Raw genomic sequence first — 23646 nt, 5'->3', positions numbered from 1 at the left:
TTATTAGCAATAAAAATGTAGAAAATATAGCAAAATATTTTTTTAAGGAACTTCCAATGAATAAGGATTTATTTATTAAACACCTTAACGGGGGGGGGGGATCGATAATTTTTTTTATAACACCCTATATGTTAATATTTTTAAAAAAGTCAAAACTTATAAATTCTTAACACTTTTTTATTTATCGTTTGTTGTAAGTAATAAATCTCATATTTTTAATTGATTGTGAAATTTATTTTAGAATTAAGGAATTTAGTTTAGTGTTAAGTTGGAAAGAAGAATATAGCGTACACAATAAAACTATTGACGAACAGCATAAAGCTTTATTTGAAATAGCAAAAAAAATTTATTTTATGACAGAAAATCATGTTAAACTTCAAAAAATTAAATCTATTTCAGCCGAACTTTTTAAATGCGTAAAAATACATTTTAGAGATGAAGAAGATTATATGGAAAAAATAGGCTATCCAGATTTAGCACATCATAAAAAAGTCCATAAAGAAATTGTATCATTTTTAATCATATTATTTAAACATAGTAGAACTGTTAATGAATTTAAAGAAAGATTTAATATATTTATAGAAAAGTGGCTTTTAGGACATATTTTATATGAAGATCAAAAATATCGCGAATATGTAAAACAAAAACTTAGGGAAAAAGAATATACATTTGAAGAAGACGATATATCCACAGAACCTATCTTTGAAGAATTTGCTCCAAAGTATGTTGTTTATGTTTGCGGTTGTATTAATAAGCGTAAAATCCCTTATCGTTTGCATCAACAAATACTCAATGGTGTAAAATACAATTGCAAATTTTGTAAAAAAATCATTCACCCAGAACGAGAGTTTTAAATGGAAGTATTTCCTGCTTGGGATGAGAAATTTAGTGTAGGCAATGTAGATATAGACTTGCAACATCAAACTCTTTTTGCTTTGGCAGAAAAAAGTGCAAAACTTTTAAATAGACACATTTATAAAACAGAAGTAAAAGAATTATTGTGTGATTTATTTGATTATATGCAAGTACATTTTAAAGATGAAGAAGAATATATGGAAAGTATAAATTATCCATATTTAGTAGAACACAAGGCTATGCATAAAAAAATCATCAAAGATATGTGTTGTTTAATTGTGGATTGCTCTACTACTAATGATTTAAAAGAAAAATTATATGAAATTGTATCAGTATGGCTTTTAGAACATGTTCTAGAACACGATATGAAAATAGGAATATTTAAAAATTCTTTAGAGCAAAAAGAAAATAAAGAAGAGACTATAGAAAAAGATGAACAATATGATTATGTTTGTGATTGTAAAGATATGATTCATAAATTAGATTATGGTTTGCATATAAAAATTAAATACTTAAACATAGCATATAAATGTAAAAAATGTTCTAAAGAATTAGTTTTTAATGATTTGAAAGAAAAAACAGAATAAAATATTTTCATATAAAACATTCAAATAACTATCTTGAAAGTCTATATTATAATATATTGTTCTCTTTTATAATATTTTATTATTATTTATATTTAAGCTTAAATTTATAAACATAATATTAACATTTCCTAATATAAACTATTAATTAGTTATTATTATTAATACTATTAATAATTTTATATAATCACAAACATAAACACACAACAATAAATATTTTTTGAAAGGACTTTTTCAATGAATACAAATTTATCTAAAAAATACTCTATGGGGGGGGGGAACGATAGTTTTCGTTTTAGCCTAACTTCTTTACATTATAAAAAATCCAATCTTTTAAAACTTTCTTTATTAACCATTCTTTCAATCAATTCTTTATATGCAGCTACCCAAGCAAATTATGATAAAACTTTAAATGCTTATGTAATTAAAAAACATAGTTTTAATAATGAAAGTGTATATGATTATACTAATAATACTTATAAATTTTTAAATGGTATAAATTATTATGGTCAAATGGCTACTAATAAAAACCTTTCTAATATTACTTTAATTTATGATAATCCTAAATCTGCAAAAAACAATAATATAAGTGATATGATATTAAAACAAGAAATCCTTACTCCAAGTATTAAAGAAGATATATTTGTAGTTAATGGCTTTCATGGAGCATATTCTATTAATGATATTATTAGTCAAGTAAGCTATATACCTTTTTTAGTTTCTGCTTATGTATTTAATGCTAAAGCTAATAATAATACTTTAATGTTAAAAACAGGAGAGCTTTCTTCAGTATATTATTTAAAACCTAGCAATAAAGACATAATGAATCCTAAAGCTAGTGGATATGATAATAAATATAATTTCTTAATCACTCCAGCTATAGCTAGAAAGGGTGAAGCTAATAATAATACTTTAATTTACTCCAAAGATACCTATGTTAATATGGGTGTTGAAAACACCTATACTCTTCCTTTAAATGGTGCTCCTTATGTAGTAGGTGCTTTTGGTATTGATGCTAATGTAAATTATAATAGTGTTATACTCAATAAAGGAGCAAAACTAGACTTTCATGCTACCCCCTATAAGCAAAACATCTTAGGTGATAATGTATTTGATGAGAGAATGACTCATATAGTAGGTGCTATGACTTATAATGGAAATGCTAAAAATAATAAAGTTGTATTAGATGGAGCTACTTTAATTATCCATGGACCAAGTGGATCTTATTCAACATCAGCTGCTACTCATTTAGCAGGAGCCTTTGTAGATGTAAATAATAACCAAAACTATGAAGTAAGTAATAATAATGTATTCATTAATGATTTAAAACTAGATTTAAGAGTAGATACTAAAAATACTCCATTAGCTTATAATGCTGTATTAAATGGAGAAGTTTATGGAGGTAAGATAGTTCAAGGTAGCTCTAATAAAAATACTATAGAGATTAAAGACTTACAAACCTTACTTGCCCTTAATACCAATGTAGAAGTAAAAGCACTCTTAGACTTTTATGCAGGTATTACTAAAAATGGTTATGCTAATGATAATAGCATTAATGTTCATCTTAAAAAACCTTTTGAAATTAATGCTAATTTTACAGGTAAGAATGAATTTAATTTTTATGGTGGAGTAGCTACTAAAGGTGCTAATAGAAATAGTATTAATATAAAAGGAGATTTAACTCAAGAAAGTGTAGTAGAAAACTACCAAGATAAAATTCAAATCACAGCAGCTACTACAGCTAGTGGTAAAGCAAATAATAATAAAATTACTCTAAGCTCTTCTAATATCTCTATGCCTTTATATTTATATGGAGTAGCTAAAACTACTTTAGACAATAAAGACTATTATGCAAATAGTGCTAATGCTAATAGTATAACTTTAGATAATGTAAAATCAGGTAGAAATCTAACTACTATTATAGAAGCTGATAATTTAGAAAAAAATACTATACATTATAATTTAGTCCAATCTTTATCTAATGCTTCAAGTATAGATAAAGGCTCTAAAATCATTTTAAGAGCTAATGAAAATGCTAATGAAAATATTTTTAATATAAAAGATTATTCTAGTGCAGCTCATGATAATGTATATATTATTAGAGCTTATAACGAAAGTGCTAATAATAAAATCATTTTTACAAATATTGCACTAGGAACAGCTTCTGATACAAGAGAAGGAGATATATTAATTAGTGCTGGTATTGCTAAAAATACTCATGATAATTATACTCATATAACTAATTTAAATATAGATGAGTATAAAAACAATTCTACTATTTTTATAACTGCTTCTGGTATATATAATCAAGATGATAAAAGTTATAATAATAGCTTATATTTAAGTGGAACTACTAATATTTATAAAAATACTAATATAGATGTATTAGCAGGTAGCTTTTTAAGAGAAAAAACCAATGATAATACTTATATCTCAAAAGCACTTACTCATAAAAGTGGAACTAATAATCATCTTTATTTAAATACTAATATTAATGCTAAATTAGTAAATTACTTTGATCATTATAGCTTTATACTAAAAGATAATACTAAAAATTATTTAAATACTAAAGAAGCTATTTATCTAAGTGAAAAAACTTCTATTAATGTTTATACCAATAATACTTTAAAAAATAAAAGTTTTATTTTAATGCAAAGTGAAAAAGGCTTTGTAGATGAAAACAATAAACACTTAGATAAAAAAGATTTACAAAAACTATTAAATCAAATACATAAAAATCAAAAAGCCTTAGATAAAAACATTAAAGAAAAGGTTCAAAGAGCTACTTATACTTTAAGTATTAGTGATGATGCTAAAAGCATCATAGTAAATTTAAATTAAAACTACAAAGGAGCAAATATGAAAACAACAAAACTAACTCATCATATCATACTTTCAGGTATAACAGTATCTTTACTTTTTTCTCCACTAATGGCTTTACCTAGTGGAGGTAAATTTACTCATGGAACAACAGGAACTATAAACATTAATGGTAATACTATGAATATTAATGGTCATAAAGTTAGTTCTGTCATTCAATGGGGTGGTGGATTTAGTATTAATCAAGGTGAGAGTGTAAATTTTGGAGGAAGCAATAAAAACTATCTAAACATTGCTCATGGAACAAGTAAATCTACTATAGCTGGTTTATTAAATGCTAATGGTAATAATGTATTTTTAATCAATCCTAATGGAGTAATCATTACTAAAACAGGAACTATCAATGCTAATCGCTTTGTGGCTTCTACTTCATCTATGGATAGTGCAGCTATGCAAAACTTTGCTAATATGAATAATTTCAATGATGGTTTAAGCTTTTCACCTGTATTTAAACCTAATAAATTAGGTAATGTGGTTAATATGGGTAATATTAATGCAAATAATATTACCCTACAAGGTAACAAGGTAGTATTAGGCTCTGAAAACTATAACAACATAAATAAAGTTATGGCTAAAAATATAAAACTAGAAGGTAATGAAGTTTATGTAGATGTAGCTAGTATAGATGGCAATACTTTACAAGGTCTAAATGTTGATGCAAAAACAAAAGGTAATGCATATTTAAATGCTAATGGATATTATTATAATCCATATTCTTTTAGTGTGTTTTCAAAGATTAGTGGAAATAATAACTTTAAAAAAGATGCATATGTAGGTATAGGTTCTGATGTAGATTGGTGGCATTTTGCTAAAGGGTGGAATGAAAACAAAACAGGATTTAGAACTAGTGCTAGTGAATATAGACTTACTAAAGATATAGATTTTGGTGGTAATAACAATAAAAACTATGCTAATTATTGGATAGACTTAAATGGTGATGGGCAAAAACAAGATAATGAATACACCAATATGATAGTAGGAAATCAATACGATTTACAATATGGCAACCCTGTTGATATAGGTGCTTTTAATAAAATCTTTGATGGACAAGGTTATACTTTAAAAAATATTAATATAAAAGGTTCTAATGATGATATGTATTTGGGTATTTTTGGAGTTATATCTAATGGAACACTAAAAAATTTCAATGTAGATTATGAAAATGGGAGTGTTATAGGAAATAGTGATAAAGGTTCAGTGTTTGCTGGAGGTATTGTAGGGATTATGCTTGGTGGAAGTTCTGCATCACATATAACACTTTCTAATGTAAATGAAATAAAAGCAATTTCAACAGTAGATGGAGGATATGCTCGAGCAGGTGGTTTTGCTGGTGGTATTATTGATACTTTAGAATGGTCGCGTAATTGTGGCAATGATGCTAGTAATCCTTATTGTTATATATCTGCAAGTACTTTAGATAATATTTATTTAAAAAATATCAATAAAATATATAGTCAAGCATCTAGTGTAGCACATTCAGGTGGTTTTACTGGTGAAATATGGACAGGAAATTATAATTATAATAAAATTGGAAATAGTTTTGATAATATTGTTCTTAATAATATAATAAATATTGAGGCTTTTGCACACAAAAGGTTTGCGTATTCTGGAGGTTTTGTAGGTCATGCATATAATGATCTTCAGCTTAAACAAGAGGGTGAAACAGGAGATAATATAAGAAGAGATAGTTATAGCAATATAGTTTTAAATAATATAAAATTAATAAAAGCATATAATAATGGAGAATTCAACAATGAGGAAAGTTGGTTCGGAGAAAATGACTTATCTTATGCTGCTGGTTTTGCTGGAAGAATGACAACTAGTGATCTTTCTAATATAGTTTTAAACAATATAGGAAAAATAAATGCCATAGCAACAAATAAATCTGAATTTAGTTATGCTGCTGGATTTGTATCTGTCTCTAGAGATTCAAGGTATTTTAATATAATTATGAATAATATGGGAAGTATAATAGCAGAGGGTTCTACGACATATCATCCAGATCAATTAACAGGGGCTGCTGGTTTTGTTGTGAATACAAATAGAAATAGTTTTAATAATATTTATATGTTTTTTAATAAAGATGCTACAATTAAATCTTCAGTGGCTGATTATTATAAGCTAATTGGAAATTTTACAATCAGCAGCAATAAACCACAACATAAAAATCAGTATAAAAATGTCTTTATGTGGGCACCTAATAATATACTAGCAACATCAGAAGCCACTAAGGTTGTGCAAATGCCATCAGATGTTGATTTTAATTTGCAATCATATGCAGCTAGTCAAGAGCAAAATTTTTATACACAATTTAAGAATAAAATTCAAGAAAAATTTCAAGATTATGGTTTACACCAAAATGGAGATAGTTTTACCTTTACTACAGATTTTACTATCACTCAAATACCAGTATATTTACCTGATATTAACAGCATTAAAAACGAACAAGCACAATTAGACAATGATGATTTAATTAGCAATGATATATGGGATGAATATATTATCAAAGATATTGATAAAGTTAATTATAAAATAAATATGAGATTATTGGCTAAACTATTAAAAGAATATCCAGGAATTGCTAGTAAAACAGAAAATGAGCAAGTTAAATTTATGACTTCTTATTTAGGTGTTAATGAAACAGATGCTAGAGCATTACTACAAAGTTTAAGCTTTTTAAATGCATATAAAGACAACACAACAACTGGTGTTAATTTTAAAGATAATAGCGTAAAAACAAAATTTGAAACTTCGTTTAATAATGCTGGAAATAAAGTTAATGTTTTTAATACTAATAAAAACTTATGGCATAATAAATTAATTACTCTTTATAATGATACAGTTAAAGATGGTCTTTTGATTGAAGAACAATTATTAGCTAATCAAAATAAATTAGATCAAGCAATAAAAGCTTATGATAATTTTGTAATGCTAATAAAAAAAGGACTTAAAAATGAAAATGATCCAGCTTTTATCATTATAAAAGATAATATCACAAAACTAAACAAAGAAGCTAAAGAGCTTTATGCTAATTTATCAGTTTATAAAAAAGATCTTAAAGATTTTAAAACTGCAAATAATACTACTAAGGTAAGTGTTGTAGGTAATTTTAAAGATATGTTGCTTGTTGTGCCTGATGTAAATAAACCAATTAGTGGTGGTGGCGATGGAGAAGATCCAAACAAACCTGATCTTCCAAAAACTGATTTAGATTTTGAACAAACTGCCTCACTCAATCTAATAGGTGATAATACTTTAGAAGAAGAAAGTGAAAAGCAAGAAGTAGAAGAAACAGCCCTAATGCAAAAAGGAAAGATTTGTATAGTAAGTGATAATTTTAAAACTATGAATCCTTGCATAGTTAGAAGTTTTTAAAAACAATCTATATAAACTACTAATTTTTAGTAGTTTATATAATTAAAAACAAATAAATAAAAAAAACAAAAACTCTTAACTTTAAAATAAAAGATTAATTAAAATAAAGGAAAAAACCAATATGAAAAAACTTTTACTTAGCACCATAGCAATTAGTTCTTTAGTTTATGCTAATAATGGAAGTATCACTATAACTAAAAATGATATAGGAAAAATTATAGAATTATCCCCTGATAAAAACATCCCTCAAAACAAAGCTATCAAAGAAAATCTAAAAACCCAAGATGATTATAAAAAAAGCCAAGAAGCTAAAAAAGACTTTGAAGAAAAAAAACAAGAATTAGAAGAAAAATTTAAACAAGAAGATGAAAAAGCTAAATCATCTACTAATAACTTAAACAATCAAACTAATACCAACCCAACCACTAATACAAACAATAATAAAACTAATACTAATTCTAATACAAAAGATAAAACTAACAATAATAATTCTAATAATACTACCAATAAAGAAAATAATACTAATATAAATAATAATACTTCAAACAATAAAGTTAATACTACTACTAATAATACTAATTTAACCAATACTACTACTAATAAAAAAATACTCACTCAATATAAATTTGTTCTTACTAATGAAAACACTAGCTTTGAAAAACTAGGTATTAAAGAAGAAGATTTACAAAGCTTAGTGAGTGAGTTTAAAACAAGAAGATTTAGCTTACAAGATTTACAAGATATATCTAATATCATTGCTTATTATTTTCAAGTAAATGGTTATCCTGCAGCAACAGCTTATATTCCTCAACAAGAATTTGATGGAAAAAACATTCAAGTTAATATTTCTTTAGGAGTATTAGGTAAGTATATAATAAAAAATAAAACTACTATAAAAGATCATTTTTTAGAAAGTAAGCTCAATCAAAGAATCAAAGGTAAAATCATTTCTACTAAATTAATAGAAGATAGTGTATATAAAGTCAATGAAATGTATGGACTTCAAACCTTAGCAGGTTTACAAGCAGGAGAGAATGTAGGTGAAACTGATATTCTTATAGAAGTAGAACCTGATACTAAGGCTAATGTATTAATATATAGTGATAATTATGGTATTAAGAGTGCAGGAGAATATAGAGCTGGTATTAGTATGGGATTTAATTCTATACTTAATATGGGAGATTATTATAATTTTTACTTACAATCTAGTGATGAAAAACAAATCAATTATGGAGCAAGTTATACTTTCTTTGTAGGTAATTTAAAAATTACTCCTAGTATATCTCAAGGAACTTATTATTTAGGAAGAGAATATGAGGGTTTAGGTTTTAGTGGTACTTCTAGGAATTTTGGTATAGATTTTTCTTATCCTATATGGATTAATACTAATTCATCTTTTTATATAACTTCTAGTATATATCATAAAATACTTAGTGATGTAACCTTAGATCTTTTAACCTTTGATAAAAGTTCTAATGTAGGAAGTATGGGTTTAGAAGGTTTATTTAGAGGCTTTGAAAACAATACCTTAAGTTATAGTGCTAAAATAAGCATAGGTAAGGTAAAAGATGATGGAACTACTGTATTTGGAGATACATCTAAAAGTGGTGGTAATGGCTTTGGTTGGTTTAGAAAACTCAATGCTAGTTTGAATAATTATTATAGTTTTAATGAATATATTACTCATACTGTTAATATAAACTATCAAAAGGTATTAGGGAATTTTGAGCTTGATTCTTCTGAAAGTTCATCTTTGGGTGGAGCTTATGGAGTAAGAGCTTATGATAATGGAGAAGGTGATGGAGATAATACTATAGTAGCTAACTTTGGTATAAGAATAAATATACCAAATACTAATTTTTATTTTACTCCCTTTTATGATATAGGTTATGCTTGGTATGAAAAAGATTCAGGTAATAGATTAGTAGATGATCATTTCTTAGATGCACTAGGCTTACAAATACTTTATAATAAAGCTAATGAGTATTATATAAAACTTGATGGAGCAAGAGCATTACATAAATACAAATTAGATGATGATCATAGAATGAAATTATATTTAAGTGGTGGGGTGTATTTTTAACACCCTAGGTTTAATCATCACTCAAAATACACTTTTGTGGATAAATTTAAACACCAAAGAAAATTTCAGGTTTTAATTTAAGCATTAAGCTATAAGCAGCTAGACTAGCTTGCTCTCTTGTGTAGTTTCTATTACCTTGTATATGAATACATTCTTGTAAAAAGGTTCCATCTTTATACATAGCTCCTATATAGATGGTGCCTGCTTTTGTGTTTTTGTCACTCTCTTCTCCTGCTACACCACTAATTGCTAAAGCAAAATCACAATTTGTAGTTTTAAATGTGCCTTTTAGCATAAAATAAATACAACGATCAGAATATTCGCTTACACTTTCTAGGGTATCATTACTCACTCCAAGCCAAGAATTTTTCAAACGATTAGAATAAGTTATCAAAGAACCCTCGAAAATATCTGAAATTCCAGAAATTTCGGCTAATTTTGAAGCACAAAGTCCAGCAGTGCAGCTTTCTGCAAAGGATATTTTTAATTTTTTTTCTAAAAGTTTCTTGACTACAAATTTAACAGGATTGTTTCCTAAAAATACTTTCCCAGAAAATAACTTAAAAACTCCTTTTAAAAAACCTTCTAATTTGCCATATTGGCTAGCACTTGCTCTTATGCAAATTAAATTTTCAAGTAAAGTGCTTGATTTTACTTGAATCTCGAATGATTTTGTTAAAGTGTTAAGTAAAATATTGGCACTTGTTTCATCTATATCTAAAATACAAAAATATGCATAATTTAATTTTGGTTCTTGTAAAATTTGTGGTAATTTTGTTTCCACATTAGTATTTAATAAATTAATACAACACTGCTTGAGGTTGCTTATAAAACTATTCTTTACGCGAATTGCTTTTGATGGTACTAAAGTATCATTTTCTAAGATTAGAGCATCATCGTTTAAGGTTGCTATAATTTTAGCTATAGTTGTGTAGTATTCATTTGTGCTAAAAATTGTTATGTAATCGTACTCTTGAGAAAGTTTTTCAAGTAAAAAAGGAAGGTCTTTGTCAGGTTTAGAAATAAATTTTAACTCATGAAGTTCTAAAAATTGCTTTTTATATTCTTCTTGAATATAACGCATATAATTATCATTGATAATAAGTTCATTTCCCATAACGATGATTAAATGTTTCACAATTTTCCTTTTTTTGTTGTGATTATAGCAAAAAAATAAGTGCAAATTAAAAGTATTTTAAGTAGAATTAGCTATTTTTAAATTTTTGAAGGTGGATAGTATGGATTATAAAGATACGCTATTGCTTCCAAATACTACTTTTGCAATGCGTGCAAATTTAGCAGAGCTTGAGCCTAAGCGTTTTAGTAAGTGGTTTGAAAACAATTATGCTTATGAGAAAATGAAACAAAAAAGACAAGGAGTAAGCGAAAGCTTTACTCTACATGATGGTCCTCCTTATGCTAATGGGCATTTGCACATTGGTCATGCTTTAAATAAAATTTTAAAAGATATCATTATAAAAATGCATTATTTTCAAGACAAGAAAGTGCGTTTTACTCCAGGATGGGATTGTCATGGTTTACCTATAGAACAGCAAGTTGAAGTTAAGCTTAAAGATAAAAAGCAAAGTTTTAGCAAAAAAGAAATTCGTGAGTTTTGTAGAGAGCATGCAAGAGAATTTGTAAATATCCAAAGAGATGAATTTAAATCTTTAGGTGTGATTGCTGATTGGGGCGAGCCGTATTTAACTATGAAAAATGCTTTTGAGGCAGATATTTATAAGGCTTTGTGCAAGATAGCTAAAAAAGGACTTTTGCTTGAAAGAAGTAAACCTGTTTTTTGGAGTTGGGCTGCTAAGAGTGCTTTAGCAGAAGCTGAAGTAGAGTATGAGGACAAAGAAGATTATTCTATTTATGTAGCATTTAAACTTGATAAAGAATCTTGCGAAAAATTAGGCGTTGAAAAAGCAAAAGCAGTTATTTGGACTACCACACCTTGGACTTTACCAGCAAATCAAGCTATATCTTTAAATCCAAATGAAAAATATGTTATCACTGAAGAAGGTTTTATTTTTGCTAAAGCATTGCTTGAAGCTATGATAAATAAAGGCTTTACCAAAGGTGAAATTCAAAAAGAACTTCTAGGTGTTGAATTTGAAAATTTAAATGCTATTAATCCACTTAATCAAAGAAAATCTACTTTAATCTTAGGTGATCACGTTTTAATGGAAGGTGGAACAGGACTTGTTCATACTGCACCAGGGCATGGCGAGGATGATTATTATGTGTGTTTAAAATATGGCATTGAAGTGATTATGCCAGTAGATGATGGTGGATGTTATGATGAAACGCTAAGAGTTAAAGGGCTTTTACCAGAGCATTTGTTAAGTGAGTTTATAGGGCTTCATATTTTTAAAGCAAATGAGCGTATTTTGGAGTTGCTTGGCGATGCTTTGCTTGAAAGTTCTAAATTTATCCACTCTTATCCATTTTGTTGGAGAACACATAAACCAGTTATTTATAGAGCTACAAAGCAATGGTTTATCTTAATGGATGAAAAAAAATTAGATGGAAAATCTTTAAGAGAACTAGCACTAGAGCAATTAAATAGCGTGAAATTTTATCCAGAAAGTGGAATTAAGCGTCTTAGCTCTATGATAGAAAATCGCCCTGATTGGTGTATATCAAGACAAAGAGATTGGGGTGTGCCTATAGCATTTTTTAGAGACAAAACTACCAAAGAAGTGATTTTTGATGATGAAGTTTTAGATCATTTAGTAAGCCTTTTTGAAGAAAATGGTGCTGATATTTGGTGGGATTTAGAAATTAAAGATTTATTACCGCCAAATACTAAATATGATCCAAATAACTTAGAAAAAGTATATGATATTTTAGATGTTTGGTTTGATAGTGGTAGTACTTGGGAAGCAGTACTAAACTCAGCTAGATATGACGCAGGAGAATACCAAGCTTCGATGTATCTTGAGGGAAGTGATCAACACCGCGGATGGTTTCAAAGCTCGCTTTTAATCTCAACTGCTATTAATCATAAAGCTCCATATAAAAATATCTTAACTCATGGTTTTACCGTTGATGAAAAGGGTCAAAAAATGAGTAAATCTAAAGGCAATGTAATCTTACCTCAAAATGTAGCTAAAAATTATGGGGTAGAGATTTTAAGACTTTGGATTATGCTTAGTGACTATTCAAGTGATTTAAAAATTTCAGATAATATCTTAAAGCAAGTAAGTGAGCAGTATAGAAAGATAAGAAATACTATAAGATTTTTACTTGCAAATACTAATGATATAGAATTTTTAGAAACAAAAAATTTCACGCTTTTAGATAAGTGGATTTTAATGCGTGCAAAAATTGCTTTTGAAACATGTGAAGCTGCTTTTGAAAAATATGAATTTGCAAAAGGCTTTAGTGTGCTTTTAAATTTTTTAAGTGCTGATTTGAGTGGAATTTATTTAGATATTTGTAAAGATAGATTGTATTGTAATGCTAAAGATGATGCAAAAAGAATAAGTGCGCAGAGTGCTATGGTGCTAATAGCTAGAAAACTTTTCACACTTTTAGCTCCAAGTTTAACTTATACCATAGACGAGGCATTAGAACATGCAAATGCAGTTATTAAAGAAAATGCTAAAGATGTATTTGATTTGATGTGGAAAAATGGCTTTGATTATGAGTATAAAATCGAAGATGAATTATTTGTAAAATCAAGGGAAAAATTCTTTGAGCTTGTTGATGTATTAAAAAAAGATAAAATCATCAAATCAACTTTAGAGTTAAGCCTACAAACAAGTGCAAATGAGCTTTTGAGTGAAGATATTGAAGAAGTAGCTGATTGGTTTATGGTAAGTTTGGTTGAAAGCTTAGATGATAAAGAAGCTTTGAGTGAATTTAAAATAGATGATCATAGTTTTAAAATTGTCCGTTCTTCATTGCATAAGTGTCCAAGATGTTGGAAGTTTTTAGCAAAAGAAGAAGAATGCTTATGTCCAAGATGTAATAGTGTGGAAAAAGCAAAAAATGTTTGAGCAAGCTTTACCTTTTAGCGTGGTTGTGATTACTCTAATTTGTTTTTTATTTATCACGCTTTTTTTGTTTTATTTGGTTAAAAAATTTAAGGATAAATAATGGTAACTTTAAAAGAAGCTTTGAAATTTTCAAATGAAGAATTAGAAAATCTAAAAAAAGAATTAAATGAAAAAGCACATAAACAAAAACATTTAGGTGCTTATGTAGAGCAATTTTTAGAGAAAGACTTAAATACTTCAGGTGTAGGTGTGCCAGTAGCTATAAAAGATAATATTAGTGTAAAAGATTGGGAATTAACTTGTGGTTCTAAAATTTTACAAGGTTATGTAGCACCTTATGATGCAAGTGTTATTATAAATTTGCGTAAAAATAACTTTGCTCCATTTGGAAGATGTAATATGGATGAATTTGCTATGGGAAGCACAAGTGCGACTTCTTTTTATGGTAAAACTTTAAACCCGCTTGATAATACTAAAGTCCCAGGTGGAAGTAGTGGAGGGAGTGCTGCTGCAGTTGCTTCTGGGATAGCTTTGGCGAGTTTGGGTTCAGATACGGGTGGCTCGGTAAGACAGCCTGCTGCTTTTTGTGGATGTGTAGGGTTTAAGCCAAGTTATGGAAGAGTTAGTAGGTATGGATTAGCCGCATATTCTTCAAGTCTTGACCAAATTGGAGTGATTACTCAAAATGTTACAGATGCTGCGATTTTGTATGATGCTATCGCAGGGTATGATGAAAAAGATAGCACAAGTGCAAATATAGCTTTTGAACCAACTACGCCAAAACTTAATGCAGGTAAAAAGCTAAAAATAGCTGTAATTAAAAATTATGTAGAACAAACTAATGAAGATGTAAAACAAGCCTTGTTAAAAACCATAGATATGCTAAAAGTAAATGGTCATGAGATTGTTTATAAAGATTTGATGGATTCTAAATTTGACGTTGCTGCTTATTACATCATTGCTGCAGCTGAAGCAAGTGCAAATTTAAGTCGTTATGATGGTGTAAGATATGGTAGAAGAAGTGAAAAATGCGATAATCTAAACCAAATGTATGTAAATAGTAGAAGTGAAGGTTTTGGCGAAGAAGTAAAAAGAAGAATTTTGCTTGGAACCTTTGTTTTAAGTAGCGGATACTATGATGCTTATTATATTAAAGCTCAAAAAGCTAGAAGATTTATCAAACAAAAGTATGAAGAAATTTTAAGTGATTGTGATTTGATTTTTATGCCGGTTGCTCCAAGTGTGGCTTTTGGTTTTAATGATGTTAAAACTCCGGTGCAAATGTATTTAGAAGATGTATTTACTATTTCAGTTAATTTAGCAGGGCTTGGTGGCATTAGTGTGCCAGTAGGAAAAAATGAAAATGGACTTAATATTTCAGCTCAATTAATTTGTAAAGCCTATGATGAGCAAACTTTGCTAGATGGTGCTTTAAGCTTGGAAGAAATTATCAAAAACAAATAAAGGAAAAATTATGAAAATCATCAAACGTGCTTTAACTTTTGAAGATGTTTTATTGGTTCCTCAATATTCTGAAGTTTTACCTAAAGAAGTGGATATTAAAACAAGACTTACAAAAAATATCATTTTAAATATGCCTTTAATTTCAGCTGCTATGGACACAGTAACAGAGCATAGAGCGGCTATTATGATGGCAAGACTTGGTGGCATAGGAGTAATCCATAAAAATATGGATATAGCTTCGCAAGTTAGAGAGATAAAAAGAGTTAAAAAAAGTGAAAGTGGCGTGATTATGGATCCTATTTATATAGGAGCTAAAGCAAGTGTTAAAGAAGCACTGGAATTAATGGCTGAATATAGAATTTCAGGTGTTCCTGTAGTAGATGAGAATAAAATTTTAATAGGAATTTTAACTAATCGTGATTTAAGATTTGAAACAAATTTTGATAATTTAGTAGAAAATGTTATGACTAAAATGCCTTTAATCACAGCTAAAAAAGGCTCTACCTTAGATGATGCTGAAAGAATTTTTTCTACCAATAAAGTAGAAAAACTTCCAATAGTGGATGAAAATAATCATTTAGAAGGTTTGATTACTATAAAAGATTTAAAAAAACGCAAAGAATATCCAAATTCTAACAAAGATGCCTATGGAAGATTAAGAGTAGCTGCAGCAGTTGGTGTGGGTCAGCTTGATCGTGTAAGAGCTTTGGTAGAAGCTGAAGTTGATGTTATCGTAATGGATAGTGCACACGGGCATTCTAAAGGGATTATTGACACATTAAAAGCGATTAAAGCTGAATTTGATGTAGATGTGATAGTAGGAAATGTTGCAAGTGCAAAAGCGGTTAAAGATCTTTGTGAAGCAGGTGCTGATGCGATTAAGATAGGTATAGGACCTGGTAGTATTTGTACTACGCGTATAGTTTCAGGTGTAGGTGTACCTCAAATTTCAGCTATAGATGAATGTGCAATAGAAGCTAGCAAATATGATGTACCGGTAATTGCTGATGGGGGTATAAAATACTCAGGCGATATTGCAAAAGCTATTGCAGCAGGTGCAAGTAGTGTGATGATAGGCTCACTTTTAGCAGGGACTGATGAGAGTCCAGGGGAATTGTTTACTTATCAAGGAAGGCAGTATAAGAGTTACCGCGGTATGGGAAGTTTAGGAGCTATGCAAAAAGGAAGTTCGGATAGATATTTCCAAGAAGGCACAGCTCAAGATAAACTTGTGCCAGAAGGCATTGAAGGTAGGGTGCCTTATGTGGGAAGTATAAAAAGTGTAGTGCATCAACTTTTAGGTGGGCTTAGATCTTCTATGGGTTATGTGGGTGCAGTGGATATCAAAGCTTTCCAAGAAAGAGCTGAATTTGTAGAAATTACCGCAGCAGGTTTAAAAGAAAGCCATGTGCATGATGTGACCATCACAGCTGAAGCACCAAATTATAAGGTAAGTAATTAATGGAATTTGAAGATCATATCAAACAAGCTGAGCTTTCTTTGGAAAAACTTAATGATAAAGATTTAGACCTTAAAACTTGTGTAGAAATTTACAAAGAAGGTTTAAAAAGCATAAAACAAGCAAGAACTATGCTTGAAAAAGCAAAATTAGAAATCGAGCAAGTAGATGAGTAGTATTGTCGCTTTACAATTTCCAACTTTGGCTTTGAGTGAATCAAGACTTGATTATTATTTAAAGGCAGCTAAAGAAAGTGGTGCAAATTTAGTAGTTTTAGGCGAGTATGTCATAAATAGCTTTTTTAGTGAGCTTAAAACTATGCCAAAAAGTATGATTAAAGAACAAAGCCAAAGTAAAAAAGCAAGTTTGATAAAACTTGCAAAAAAATATGAGTTAAATATCATAGCTCCATTTATTAGCGTGGAAAACGATGGTTTGAAAAAAATATGCTTAAAAGTAGGTCCGCAAAATGTAAAAGTATATGAACAGCAAATTTTAATGCCTTATGCACATTGGAACGAAGAAAAATTTTTTAACAATAAAAAAACTGATAAACTTAAACTTTTTGCTTTTACTCATGAAGGGCTAAAATGTGCTTTGCTTTTTGGTTTTGAAGCTCATTTTGATATATTTTGGCAAATGATTATGAAAAAAAAGATAGATTTAGTCATCATTCCTACAGCTAGTACTTTTGAGAGTAATCAAAGATGGCTAGAGCTTTTAAAAACTAGAGCTTTTTTAAACTCAACGAGTATTTTAAGGGTTAATCGCATAGGAAATTTAAAACAAGAAAATGAGTGGAAATTTTATGGAGATAGCTTTTTTATCAATGCTTTTGGAGAAGTACAAGAACAACTTGGCGATCAAGAAGAAATGCTTGTAATAGAAGTTAGTAAAGCAAATGAAGCTAGAAATTTATGGGGTTTTGATAAAATTCTTAAAAATTACGAAGAGTAAATTGTATTTTTTAGCTATAAAATATCATTTTAAAGGAGAATGATGAGAAAAATTTTATTACAAATTCTTTCTTTTAGTTTTATTTTTATGGGAATTTTTGCTTCAGTTAGATTTTTGATGATAAAAAATTTAATTAATGAAAGCGAAAATGTCTTAATGGTATATGCGTATGGATTAGGTCATGATATGAGAACATTTAGCACCATTTTTCTACCCATATTTTTGTGTGGTTTGTTTTCTTATATAAGTTTAGTTTTTAAAGATAGCAAATATCATGCTATGGGGGGGGGTAATCGCTAAATTTTTATTCTTATCTTTCTAGCTTTTATGTAGCTTTTATAGCTTTTGTTGTTTTAATTTCTGCATTTATACATTATTATTACTTTCAACTTTATGCAAGCAAAATTGATATTTTTATTTTTGGTTTAAAAGATGATAATACCAAGGCTATATTGTCGATAGTTTTTTCTGATTATCCTATTATAAAAGCATTATTTTTAGCTACGATTTTTGGTGTATTTTGCTTTTATCTTAATGTAAAAATTTTTAGTTTAAAGTTAAAAACCATAAAGATGAAGTTGATATTTTTTTCTTGTTAAATGTTTTGCTAATTTATGCTTATGTTGTAGCATTAAGAGGGCATTTTACTTATAATGCTCTAAGAGCTTCAAATTATGAATTTAGCACTATAAAAGCTTTTAATGAAATTTCTACAAATCCTTTGATGGCTTTTTCTTGGGCTTATAAAGAATACAAAAACCAGCAAGAATTTAAAAATGTTAGTTTGGAAGAAATTTCTAAACTAGAAGAAAAACTTTTTCCTATATTTGATACTACCTCGATAAAAGAAATTCATGTAAAAAATCATATATATCTTAATATCATGGAAAGTTTTGGTTTGAATTTAGCCAAATTTGGAGATGAGAAATTAAATCTTTTAGGTAGTTTGAAAAAGCATTTTGAGCAAGATATTGTTTTTACTCGATTTTTATCTAGTGCAAATAACACCATAGAAAGTTTTAATCGTTTAGTTTTTTTAAGCCCAAATATCATATCAAATGGATTGTACCAAAAAGAAAAATTAGCCTTTACACCTTTGCAAATTTATAAAAATGCAGGGTATAAGATAGTTTTTGTTTATAGTGGTAATGCTTCTTGGTATAACCTTGGAAATTATTTTAAAAATCAAGGTGTAGATGAAATTATAGATGAAAACACGCTTTTGCAAGATTTTCCACAAGCTAAAGAAACTAAACACAAGTATGGCATAGCCGATGAGTTTATGTATAAAAAAATATATTCTATTTTTGAAAATGCTAAAAGTCCTACGCTTGTTATTTTTCTTAGTATTTCTACACATAGACCTTATATACATAAGAGTAAAAAACAACTTATAGATGAGGGTGCTTTAGATAAAAAAATATCAAATCAATTTATTATCAGTGATTTTATAGGTGCTTTAAATGCTTATGCGTATGCAAATGATGAATTTGGAATGTTTTTAGATTATGTAAAAGAAAGCGAATTTAAGGATAATATCATCGTTGCAGCAACAGGTGATCATAGATTTAGAGATATTAAGATGGATACAATTTCTCAAAAGGCTTTTGCTTATAGTGTGCCTTTTTATTTGTATCTTCCAAAGCATTTAAGAAATGATATTTATTATGATAAAAATCGTGTGGGTTCGCATAAAGATATTTTTCCAACACTTTATAATCTAACTCTTAGTAATACAAGATATTTAAGTTTAGGTGGAAGAAATATGTTAGCACCTATAAAAAATGAAAAATTAGAATTTGGTTTTAATGAGCTTATATGGGTTGATAAAAATGGAGTATATGAAGGTAATAATGGATATTATTTTGAAAATAACACAAGTTTAAAAAATACAAATAAAATTTTTATATTAGACCCTTATCATAAAGAATTTTCAAATACATATAAAGAGCTTTTTCAAAAACAATTTATTTATAGGTTAGTTAATTTAAAAAGCTGTGGGTAGTTTTGCATTTAAGAGTTTTATATTTTTATTTTAGTAAATAAATGATAGAATTTTGCCTTAAATTTTCAAAAATTTGAGGCAAGAATGCAAAAAATTCATTTTATAGGTATAGGTGGTATTGGAATTTCAGCTTTGGCGAGATTTTTAAAAGAACAAGGTTTTAAGATAAGTGGTTCTGATATTAAAGAAAGTAAAATTACAAAAGAATTAGAAAAAGAGGGAATGAGTATAAAAATTCCTCATCATAAAGATAATGTTAAAAATGTAGATTTAGTAGTATATTCAGCTGCTATAAAAGAAGATAATGAAGAATTAATCAGTGCAAAAGAACAAAATATCACAACTCTTTCAAGAAAAGAAGTTTTGCCTATGATTTTAAAAGACAAAAGAGTTTTTGCGGTTGCAGGGGCTCATGGTAAAAGCACAACTTCAAGTATTTTAGCAAGCTTGATAGAAGCTTCTGTGATTATTGGTGCTGTTTTAAAAGAAAGTGGCACTAATATGCTTTATAAAGAAAGTGAAAATCTTATATTTGAAGCTGATGAAAGCGATAGTTCTTTTTTAAATTCAAATCCATATTTAGCTATAGTAACAAATGTTGAAGCAGAGCATTTAGATCATTATAGTAATGACTTAGAAAAATTACACAAAGCTTATGCGGATTTTTTAAACCTATCTAAGATTCAAGTTATTAACGGCGAAGATGAATTTTTGGCAAGTTTAAATTTAAGTAATGTAAAAAAACTTTATCCAAGTAAAGATATTACAAATATCTATATGAAAGTAGAAAATTTCAAACCAAAAACATATTTTACACTAAAAGATTTAGGGGAATTTAGTGTTTTTGGCATGGGTGAGCATGTAGCGATGGACGCTGCTTTGGCTATTTTGGCTGCGAGTGAATTTGCGAGTATAGATGAAATTAAAACTAAACTTTTAAAGTATCAAGGTATTAAAAAAAGATTTGATATTTTATTTGCAAATGAAAATATGGCTTTGATTGATGATTATGGACATCATCCAACAGAAATCAAAACTACACTTAAAGCAGCAAACGAGTATGCAAGACTAGCTAGATATAAAAAAATCATAGCTATTTTCGAACCTCACCGCTATACGCGTCTAAGTGCAAATATAGAGTATTTTAGTGAAGTTTTATCTAGCGTTGATGGGCTTTATATTTTACCTGTTTATGCAGCAGGGGAAGATAAGATAGAAATTAATATTCAAAAATATTTCCCAAAAGCTAAATTTATAAAAGAAATTAAAAGAGAAGAAAAAGCCATTTATCTTGATGATGAGCTAATTGAAAATGATTTAGTGATTGGTTTTGGTGCGGGGGATATAAGTACAAAGCTTAGGGGAAAATATGTTTAAGATTTTTTTATATATCTTAGCTTTTTTTGCAATCTTGCTTTTTTTTATTTTTTTACGCAAGAAAATGGGAAAAATTAGCAATTATCTTTTGGTTTTAGTACTGATTTTAGCTGTAGCTTTTGCAATTAAATTTGAACTTAGTGCTACAAGAAGTGGCGTGCTAAAAAAAGAAACGCTTAATGCTTTTTTACAAGGGCAAAGCCTAAAATGCAAAGACACTAATGTAAGTAAAGAGTATTTTAACTTCGAGCACGGAACGCAAAGTTTTGTTTCTAATGGAAAAAACAAACAATTCAAAGCTTTAATTTTTGATATAAAAGATTGCAAGGTAGAAAAATAATGCAAGAGCAGTTTTTTAAAAAGTTAGATTTAGATGGATATGTAACAGAATTTAAAGGACTTTTTGCAAGAGATAAAGAAATATTTTTGCAAGGTGATAGTAAGCTTCATTTTAAAAGACTTAACGAGCTTTCGCTGATTGATTTTAATCCTCCGCCTATGGTAGATGAGCTAAGTGGTGCTTTAACTCATCTTAGCAAACAAGGAATTTTGCATTTAAATCAAAGTTTTGAGTTTATAAAAATTTGTATGTATTTTGAATATTTAAAAAAATTAAAATTTGAAGAAAGTTTAAAAGAATGGCTTTTAAAGATAGAAATTCCACAAGCTATTTTAGAACTTTTTGGATATTTTGATGAAAAGGGTGAGATTAAGGAAAGTATTGATGAAAGACTTGTCAATTTAAATTTAGCTCTAAAAATGAAAAAAGAAAGTTTGGTAGCTGAGTTTAAAAAACTCACATATACTAAAAGTCTTAGTGTGTATTTAATCGATACTCAAATTCATCTTATAAATGGTATGGAAGCTTTGCTTTTGCGTGGTGGGTTTAATCATATCTTAAAAGCAAAAATTATAGGTAGAAGTAGTGGCGGTGGATTTTATGTAGTGCCTTTGAGTGTAGAAAAAATTCAAAGTCAAATTGATGAAATCAAAGACGCTAAAGAAGAAATTTTTTATGAATATGCTAAAAAAATTAGTCAAATTTTTTACAAAAATCTAATGTTTTTAAAATTTATCAATAATGCTTTTGATTTGTTTGATCATTATAGTGCTAGGATTTTAATGGCAAAAAAGCATGATTATGAGTTTGTTTTAGCAGATAATTCTAATAATCTAAGTTTATATAACTTCGCACATCCAGCTTTAAAAAATGCAAAAAGTGTGAATGTGGAATTTAATAAAAAAGTTTTAATCATCACGGGTGTAAATGCGGGTGGTAAGTCTATGCTTTTAAAAGGAATTTTAAGTGCGGCTTTACTTGCAAAACATTTACTTCCTATGAGAATTAACGCGCAAAAAAGCCAAATAGGAAATTTTAAAGAATTTGATGCGATTTTGGAAGATCCACAAAATGTGAAAAATGATATTTCTACTTTTGCAGGAAGAATGCTACATTTTTCTAAACTTTTAGGTAAGAAAAATGTTTTATTAGGAGTTGATGAGATAGAACTTGGGACTGATTTTGAAGAAGCTGCTTGTTTGTATACAGAGCTTATTTCTAAGCTTTTAGAACAAGATAATAAAATCATCATCACAACCCACCATAAACGCCTTGCTATGCTTTTGGCTAAAAATTCACAAGTTGAACTTATAGCTGCTTTATATGATGAAGAGCTTTCAAGACCAAAATATGAGTTTTTAAAAGGCACCATAGGTAAATCTTATGCATTTGAAACAGCTTTGAGATATGGTATAAGTGCAAATTTAGTGCAAAATGCTAAAAAGCTTTATGGGGAAGATAAAGAAAATTTAGAAGAAATGGTAAGTAAAAACATCAATCTTGAACTTTCTTTACGCAAAAAAAATGAAGAGCTTGAGAAAAAAGAAGCTAAGGTAGATGAAATTTTACTTTCACTCAAAGATCAAAAAGAAAAAAACGATCAAGAATTTAAAAAGCTTGTTTCTAATTTAGAATTTAAATATCACAAAGCCATAGAAGAAGCTAAAAAAACGATAAATCTAAAAGATATCAAAGAAAAACAAAGAAGTTTAAATAAAGCAAATGAACTTAAAAAAAGCATTATTTTGCCAAGTATGGAACAAAATGAAGAGCTTAGAGTGGGGGATTTTGTCAAATATGAAAAAATCAAAGGTAAAATCACAGCTATTTCCAAAAATGAAGCAATGATTCAAAGTGATGGTTTAAATTTGCGTGTGCCACTAAAACTTCTTAAAAAGAGCAATCAAACTCCTACGCAAAAGGTAAAATCAAGTGTTAGTATAACCCGCCCAAGTGCTTTAAATATGACTTTAGATTTACACGGTCTTAGAAGCGATGAAGCACTTGAAAGATTAGATAAATTTATATCTGATGCTTTGATAGTAGGTTTTGATGAGGTTATAGTTTATCATGGTATAGGCACAGGAAAATTAGCTTTTGCGGTAAAAGAGTTTTTAAAAGCTCACAAAAGTGTAAAAAGTTTTAACGATGCACCGATTAATCAGGGTGGTTTTGGTGCTAAGGTGGTGAGGTTGTAAAGAAATGGAGTTTTGTGATAGCAAAAAAAGAAGCGCAAACGGACTTATGGGTATATGATCTTTTG

At 28.5% G+C, this 23646-nt stretch carries 16 protein-coding genes; 15 read left to right on the top strand and 1 reads right to left on the bottom strand.

Features of this window, described 5'->3' with window-relative positions; all coding sequences use genetic code 11:
• The first annotated feature begins 260 nt into the window (after window positions 1-260).
• From CAQ16704_RS05810 to CAQ16704_RS05790, 5 genes are all read left to right on the top strand, one after another.
• On the top strand, window positions 261-854 hold the full coding sequence (locus tag CAQ16704_RS05810; RefSeq protein WP_039667299.1) for a bacteriohemerythrin: 594 nt from the start codon (window positions 261-263) through the stop codon (window positions 852-854).
• Entirely contained in the window at window positions 855-1442 is a 588-nt protein-coding gene (locus CAQ16704_RS05805; protein WP_039667298.1) for a bacteriohemerythrin, read from the top strand.
• A 234-nt stretch (window positions 1443-1676) separates the two neighbouring features.
• Window positions 1677-4280, top strand: a complete 2604-nt coding sequence (locus tag CAQ16704_RS05800; protein WP_052244977.1) for a hypothetical protein — start codon at window positions 1677-1679, stop codon at window positions 4278-4280.
• Window positions 4281-4298: 18 nt separating this feature from the next.
• The gene (locus tag CAQ16704_RS08025) at window positions 4299-7694 is read left to right on the top strand and encodes a two-partner secretion domain-containing protein (protein WP_052245021.1); all 3396 of its coding nucleotides are present in this window, start codon (window positions 4299-4301) and stop codon (window positions 7692-7694) included.
• A 121-nt stretch (window positions 7695-7815) separates the two neighbouring features.
• Entirely contained in the window at window positions 7816-9777 is a 1962-nt protein-coding gene (locus tag CAQ16704_RS05790) for a ShlB/FhaC/HecB family hemolysin secretion/activation protein (RefSeq protein WP_082020057.1), read from the top strand.
• Between the two features lie 46 nt (window positions 9778-9823).
• Here the strand turns inward: CAQ16704_RS05790 and CAQ16704_RS05785 are convergent, their stop codons facing one another.
• On the bottom strand, window positions 9824-10915 hold the full coding sequence (locus CAQ16704_RS05785) for a CinA family protein (protein ID WP_039667297.1): 1092 nt from the start codon (window positions 10913-10915) through the stop codon (window positions 9824-9826).
• 100 nt (window positions 10916-11015) lie between these two features.
• Here CAQ16704_RS05785 and ileS point away from each other — a divergent pair, with 100 nt between their 5' ends.
• The 10 genes from ileS (at window position 11016) to CAQ16704_RS05735 (ending at window position 23581) form a co-directional block, all read left to right on the top strand.
• Window positions 11016-13781, top strand: coding sequence for an isoleucine--tRNA ligase (gene ileS, locus CAQ16704_RS05780; protein WP_039667296.1), 2766 nt, complete (start codon window positions 11016-11018; stop codon window positions 13779-13781).
• A 99-nt stretch (window positions 13782-13880) separates the two neighbouring features.
• The gene (gatA, locus tag CAQ16704_RS05775; RefSeq protein ID WP_039667295.1) at window positions 13881-15245 is read left to right on the top strand and encodes an Asp-tRNA(Asn)/Glu-tRNA(Gln) amidotransferase subunit GatA; all 1365 of its coding nucleotides are present in this window, start codon (window positions 13881-13883) and stop codon (window positions 15243-15245) included.
• A gap of 10 nt (window positions 15246-15255) precedes the next feature.
• The gene (gene guaB / locus CAQ16704_RS05770; protein WP_039667294.1) at window positions 15256-16707 is read left to right on the top strand and encodes an IMP dehydrogenase; all 1452 of its coding nucleotides are present in this window, start codon (window positions 15256-15258) and stop codon (window positions 16705-16707) included.
• A complete protein-coding gene (gene xseB / locus CAQ16704_RS05765) occupies window positions 16707-16880 on the top strand; it encodes an exodeoxyribonuclease VII small subunit (protein WP_039667293.1) in 174 nt (57 codons plus the stop codon). Before guaB ends, xseB begins: the two co-directional genes overlap by 1 nt.
• Complete coding sequence (locus CAQ16704_RS05760) at window positions 16873-17661, top strand: carbon-nitrogen hydrolase family protein (protein ID WP_039667292.1); 789 nt, start codon at window positions 16873-16875, stop codon at window positions 17659-17661. Before xseB ends, CAQ16704_RS05760 begins: the two co-directional genes overlap by 8 nt.
• 42 nt (window positions 17662-17703) lie before the next feature.
• On the top strand, window positions 17704-17961 hold the full coding sequence (locus tag CAQ16704_RS05755) for a hypothetical protein (protein ID WP_039667291.1): 258 nt from the start codon (window positions 17704-17706) through the stop codon (window positions 17959-17961).
• A gap of 292 nt (window positions 17962-18253) precedes the next feature.
• A complete protein-coding gene (locus CAQ16704_RS05750; RefSeq protein WP_235361589.1) occupies window positions 18254-19666 on the top strand; it encodes an LTA synthase family protein in 1413 nt (470 codons plus the stop codon).
• Window positions 19667-19750: 84 nt separating this feature from the next.
• Window positions 19751-21043, top strand: a complete 1293-nt coding sequence (murC, locus tag CAQ16704_RS05745) for a UDP-N-acetylmuramate--L-alanine ligase (protein ID WP_039667290.1) — start codon at window positions 19751-19753, stop codon at window positions 21041-21043.
• On the top strand, window positions 21036-21383 hold the full coding sequence (locus CAQ16704_RS05740) for a hypothetical protein (RefSeq protein ID WP_039667289.1): 348 nt from the start codon (window positions 21036-21038) through the stop codon (window positions 21381-21383). The genes murC and CAQ16704_RS05740 overlap by 8 nt, the downstream gene beginning before the upstream one ends.
• On the top strand, window positions 21383-23581 hold the full coding sequence (locus tag CAQ16704_RS05735; RefSeq protein ID WP_039667288.1) for an endonuclease MutS2: 2199 nt from the start codon (window positions 21383-21385) through the stop codon (window positions 23579-23581). The genes CAQ16704_RS05740 and CAQ16704_RS05735 overlap by 1 nt, the downstream gene beginning before the upstream one ends.
• Window positions 23582-23646 lie beyond the last annotated feature (65 nt).

Origin of the sequence: Campylobacter sp. RM16704 (assembly GCF_000816245.1) — a bacterium.
Taxonomy (GTDB): domain Bacteria; phylum Campylobacterota; class Campylobacteria; order Campylobacterales; family Campylobacteraceae; genus Campylobacter_D.
This window is presented reverse-complemented; position numbering and strand designations above follow the sequence as displayed.

Coding starts and splice junctions, on each gene's coding strand:
- CAQ16704_RS05740 (WP_039667289.1), top strand. CDS start 21,036: ATGTTTAAGATTTTTTTATATATCTTAGCTTTTTTTGCAATCTTGCTT.
- CAQ16704_RS05790 (WP_082020057.1), top strand. CDS start 7,816: ATGAAAAAACTTTTACTTAGCACCATAGCAATTAGTTCTTTAGTTTAT.
- ileS (WP_039667296.1), top strand. CDS start 11,016: ATGGATTATAAAGATACGCTATTGCTTCCAAATACTACTTTTGCAATG.
- CAQ16704_RS05805 (WP_039667298.1), top strand. CDS start 855: ATGGAAGTATTTCCTGCTTGGGATGAGAAATTTAGTGTAGGCAATGTA.
- CAQ16704_RS05760 (WP_039667292.1), top strand. CDS start 16,873: ATGAGTAGTATTGTCGCTTTACAATTTCCAACTTTGGCTTTGAGTGAA.
- CAQ16704_RS05800 (WP_052244977.1), top strand. CDS start 1,677: ATGAATACAAATTTATCTAAAAAATACTCTATGGGGGGGGGGAACGAT.
- CAQ16704_RS08025 (WP_052245021.1), top strand. CDS start 4,299: ATGAAAACAACAAAACTAACTCATCATATCATACTTTCAGGTATAACA.
- gatA (WP_039667295.1), top strand. CDS start 13,881: ATGGTAACTTTAAAAGAAGCTTTGAAATTTTCAAATGAAGAATTAGAA.
- murC (WP_039667290.1), top strand. CDS start 19,751: ATGCAAAAAATTCATTTTATAGGTATAGGTGGTATTGGAATTTCAGCT.
- CAQ16704_RS05735 (WP_039667288.1), top strand. CDS start 21,383: ATGCAAGAGCAGTTTTTTAAAAAGTTAGATTTAGATGGATATGTAACA.
- CAQ16704_RS05755 (WP_039667291.1), top strand. CDS start 17,704: ATGAGAAAAATTTTATTACAAATTCTTTCTTTTAGTTTTATTTTTATG.
- xseB (WP_039667293.1), top strand. CDS start 16,707: ATGGAATTTGAAGATCATATCAAACAAGCTGAGCTTTCTTTGGAAAAA.
- guaB (WP_039667294.1), top strand. CDS start 15,256: ATGAAAATCATCAAACGTGCTTTAACTTTTGAAGATGTTTTATTGGTT.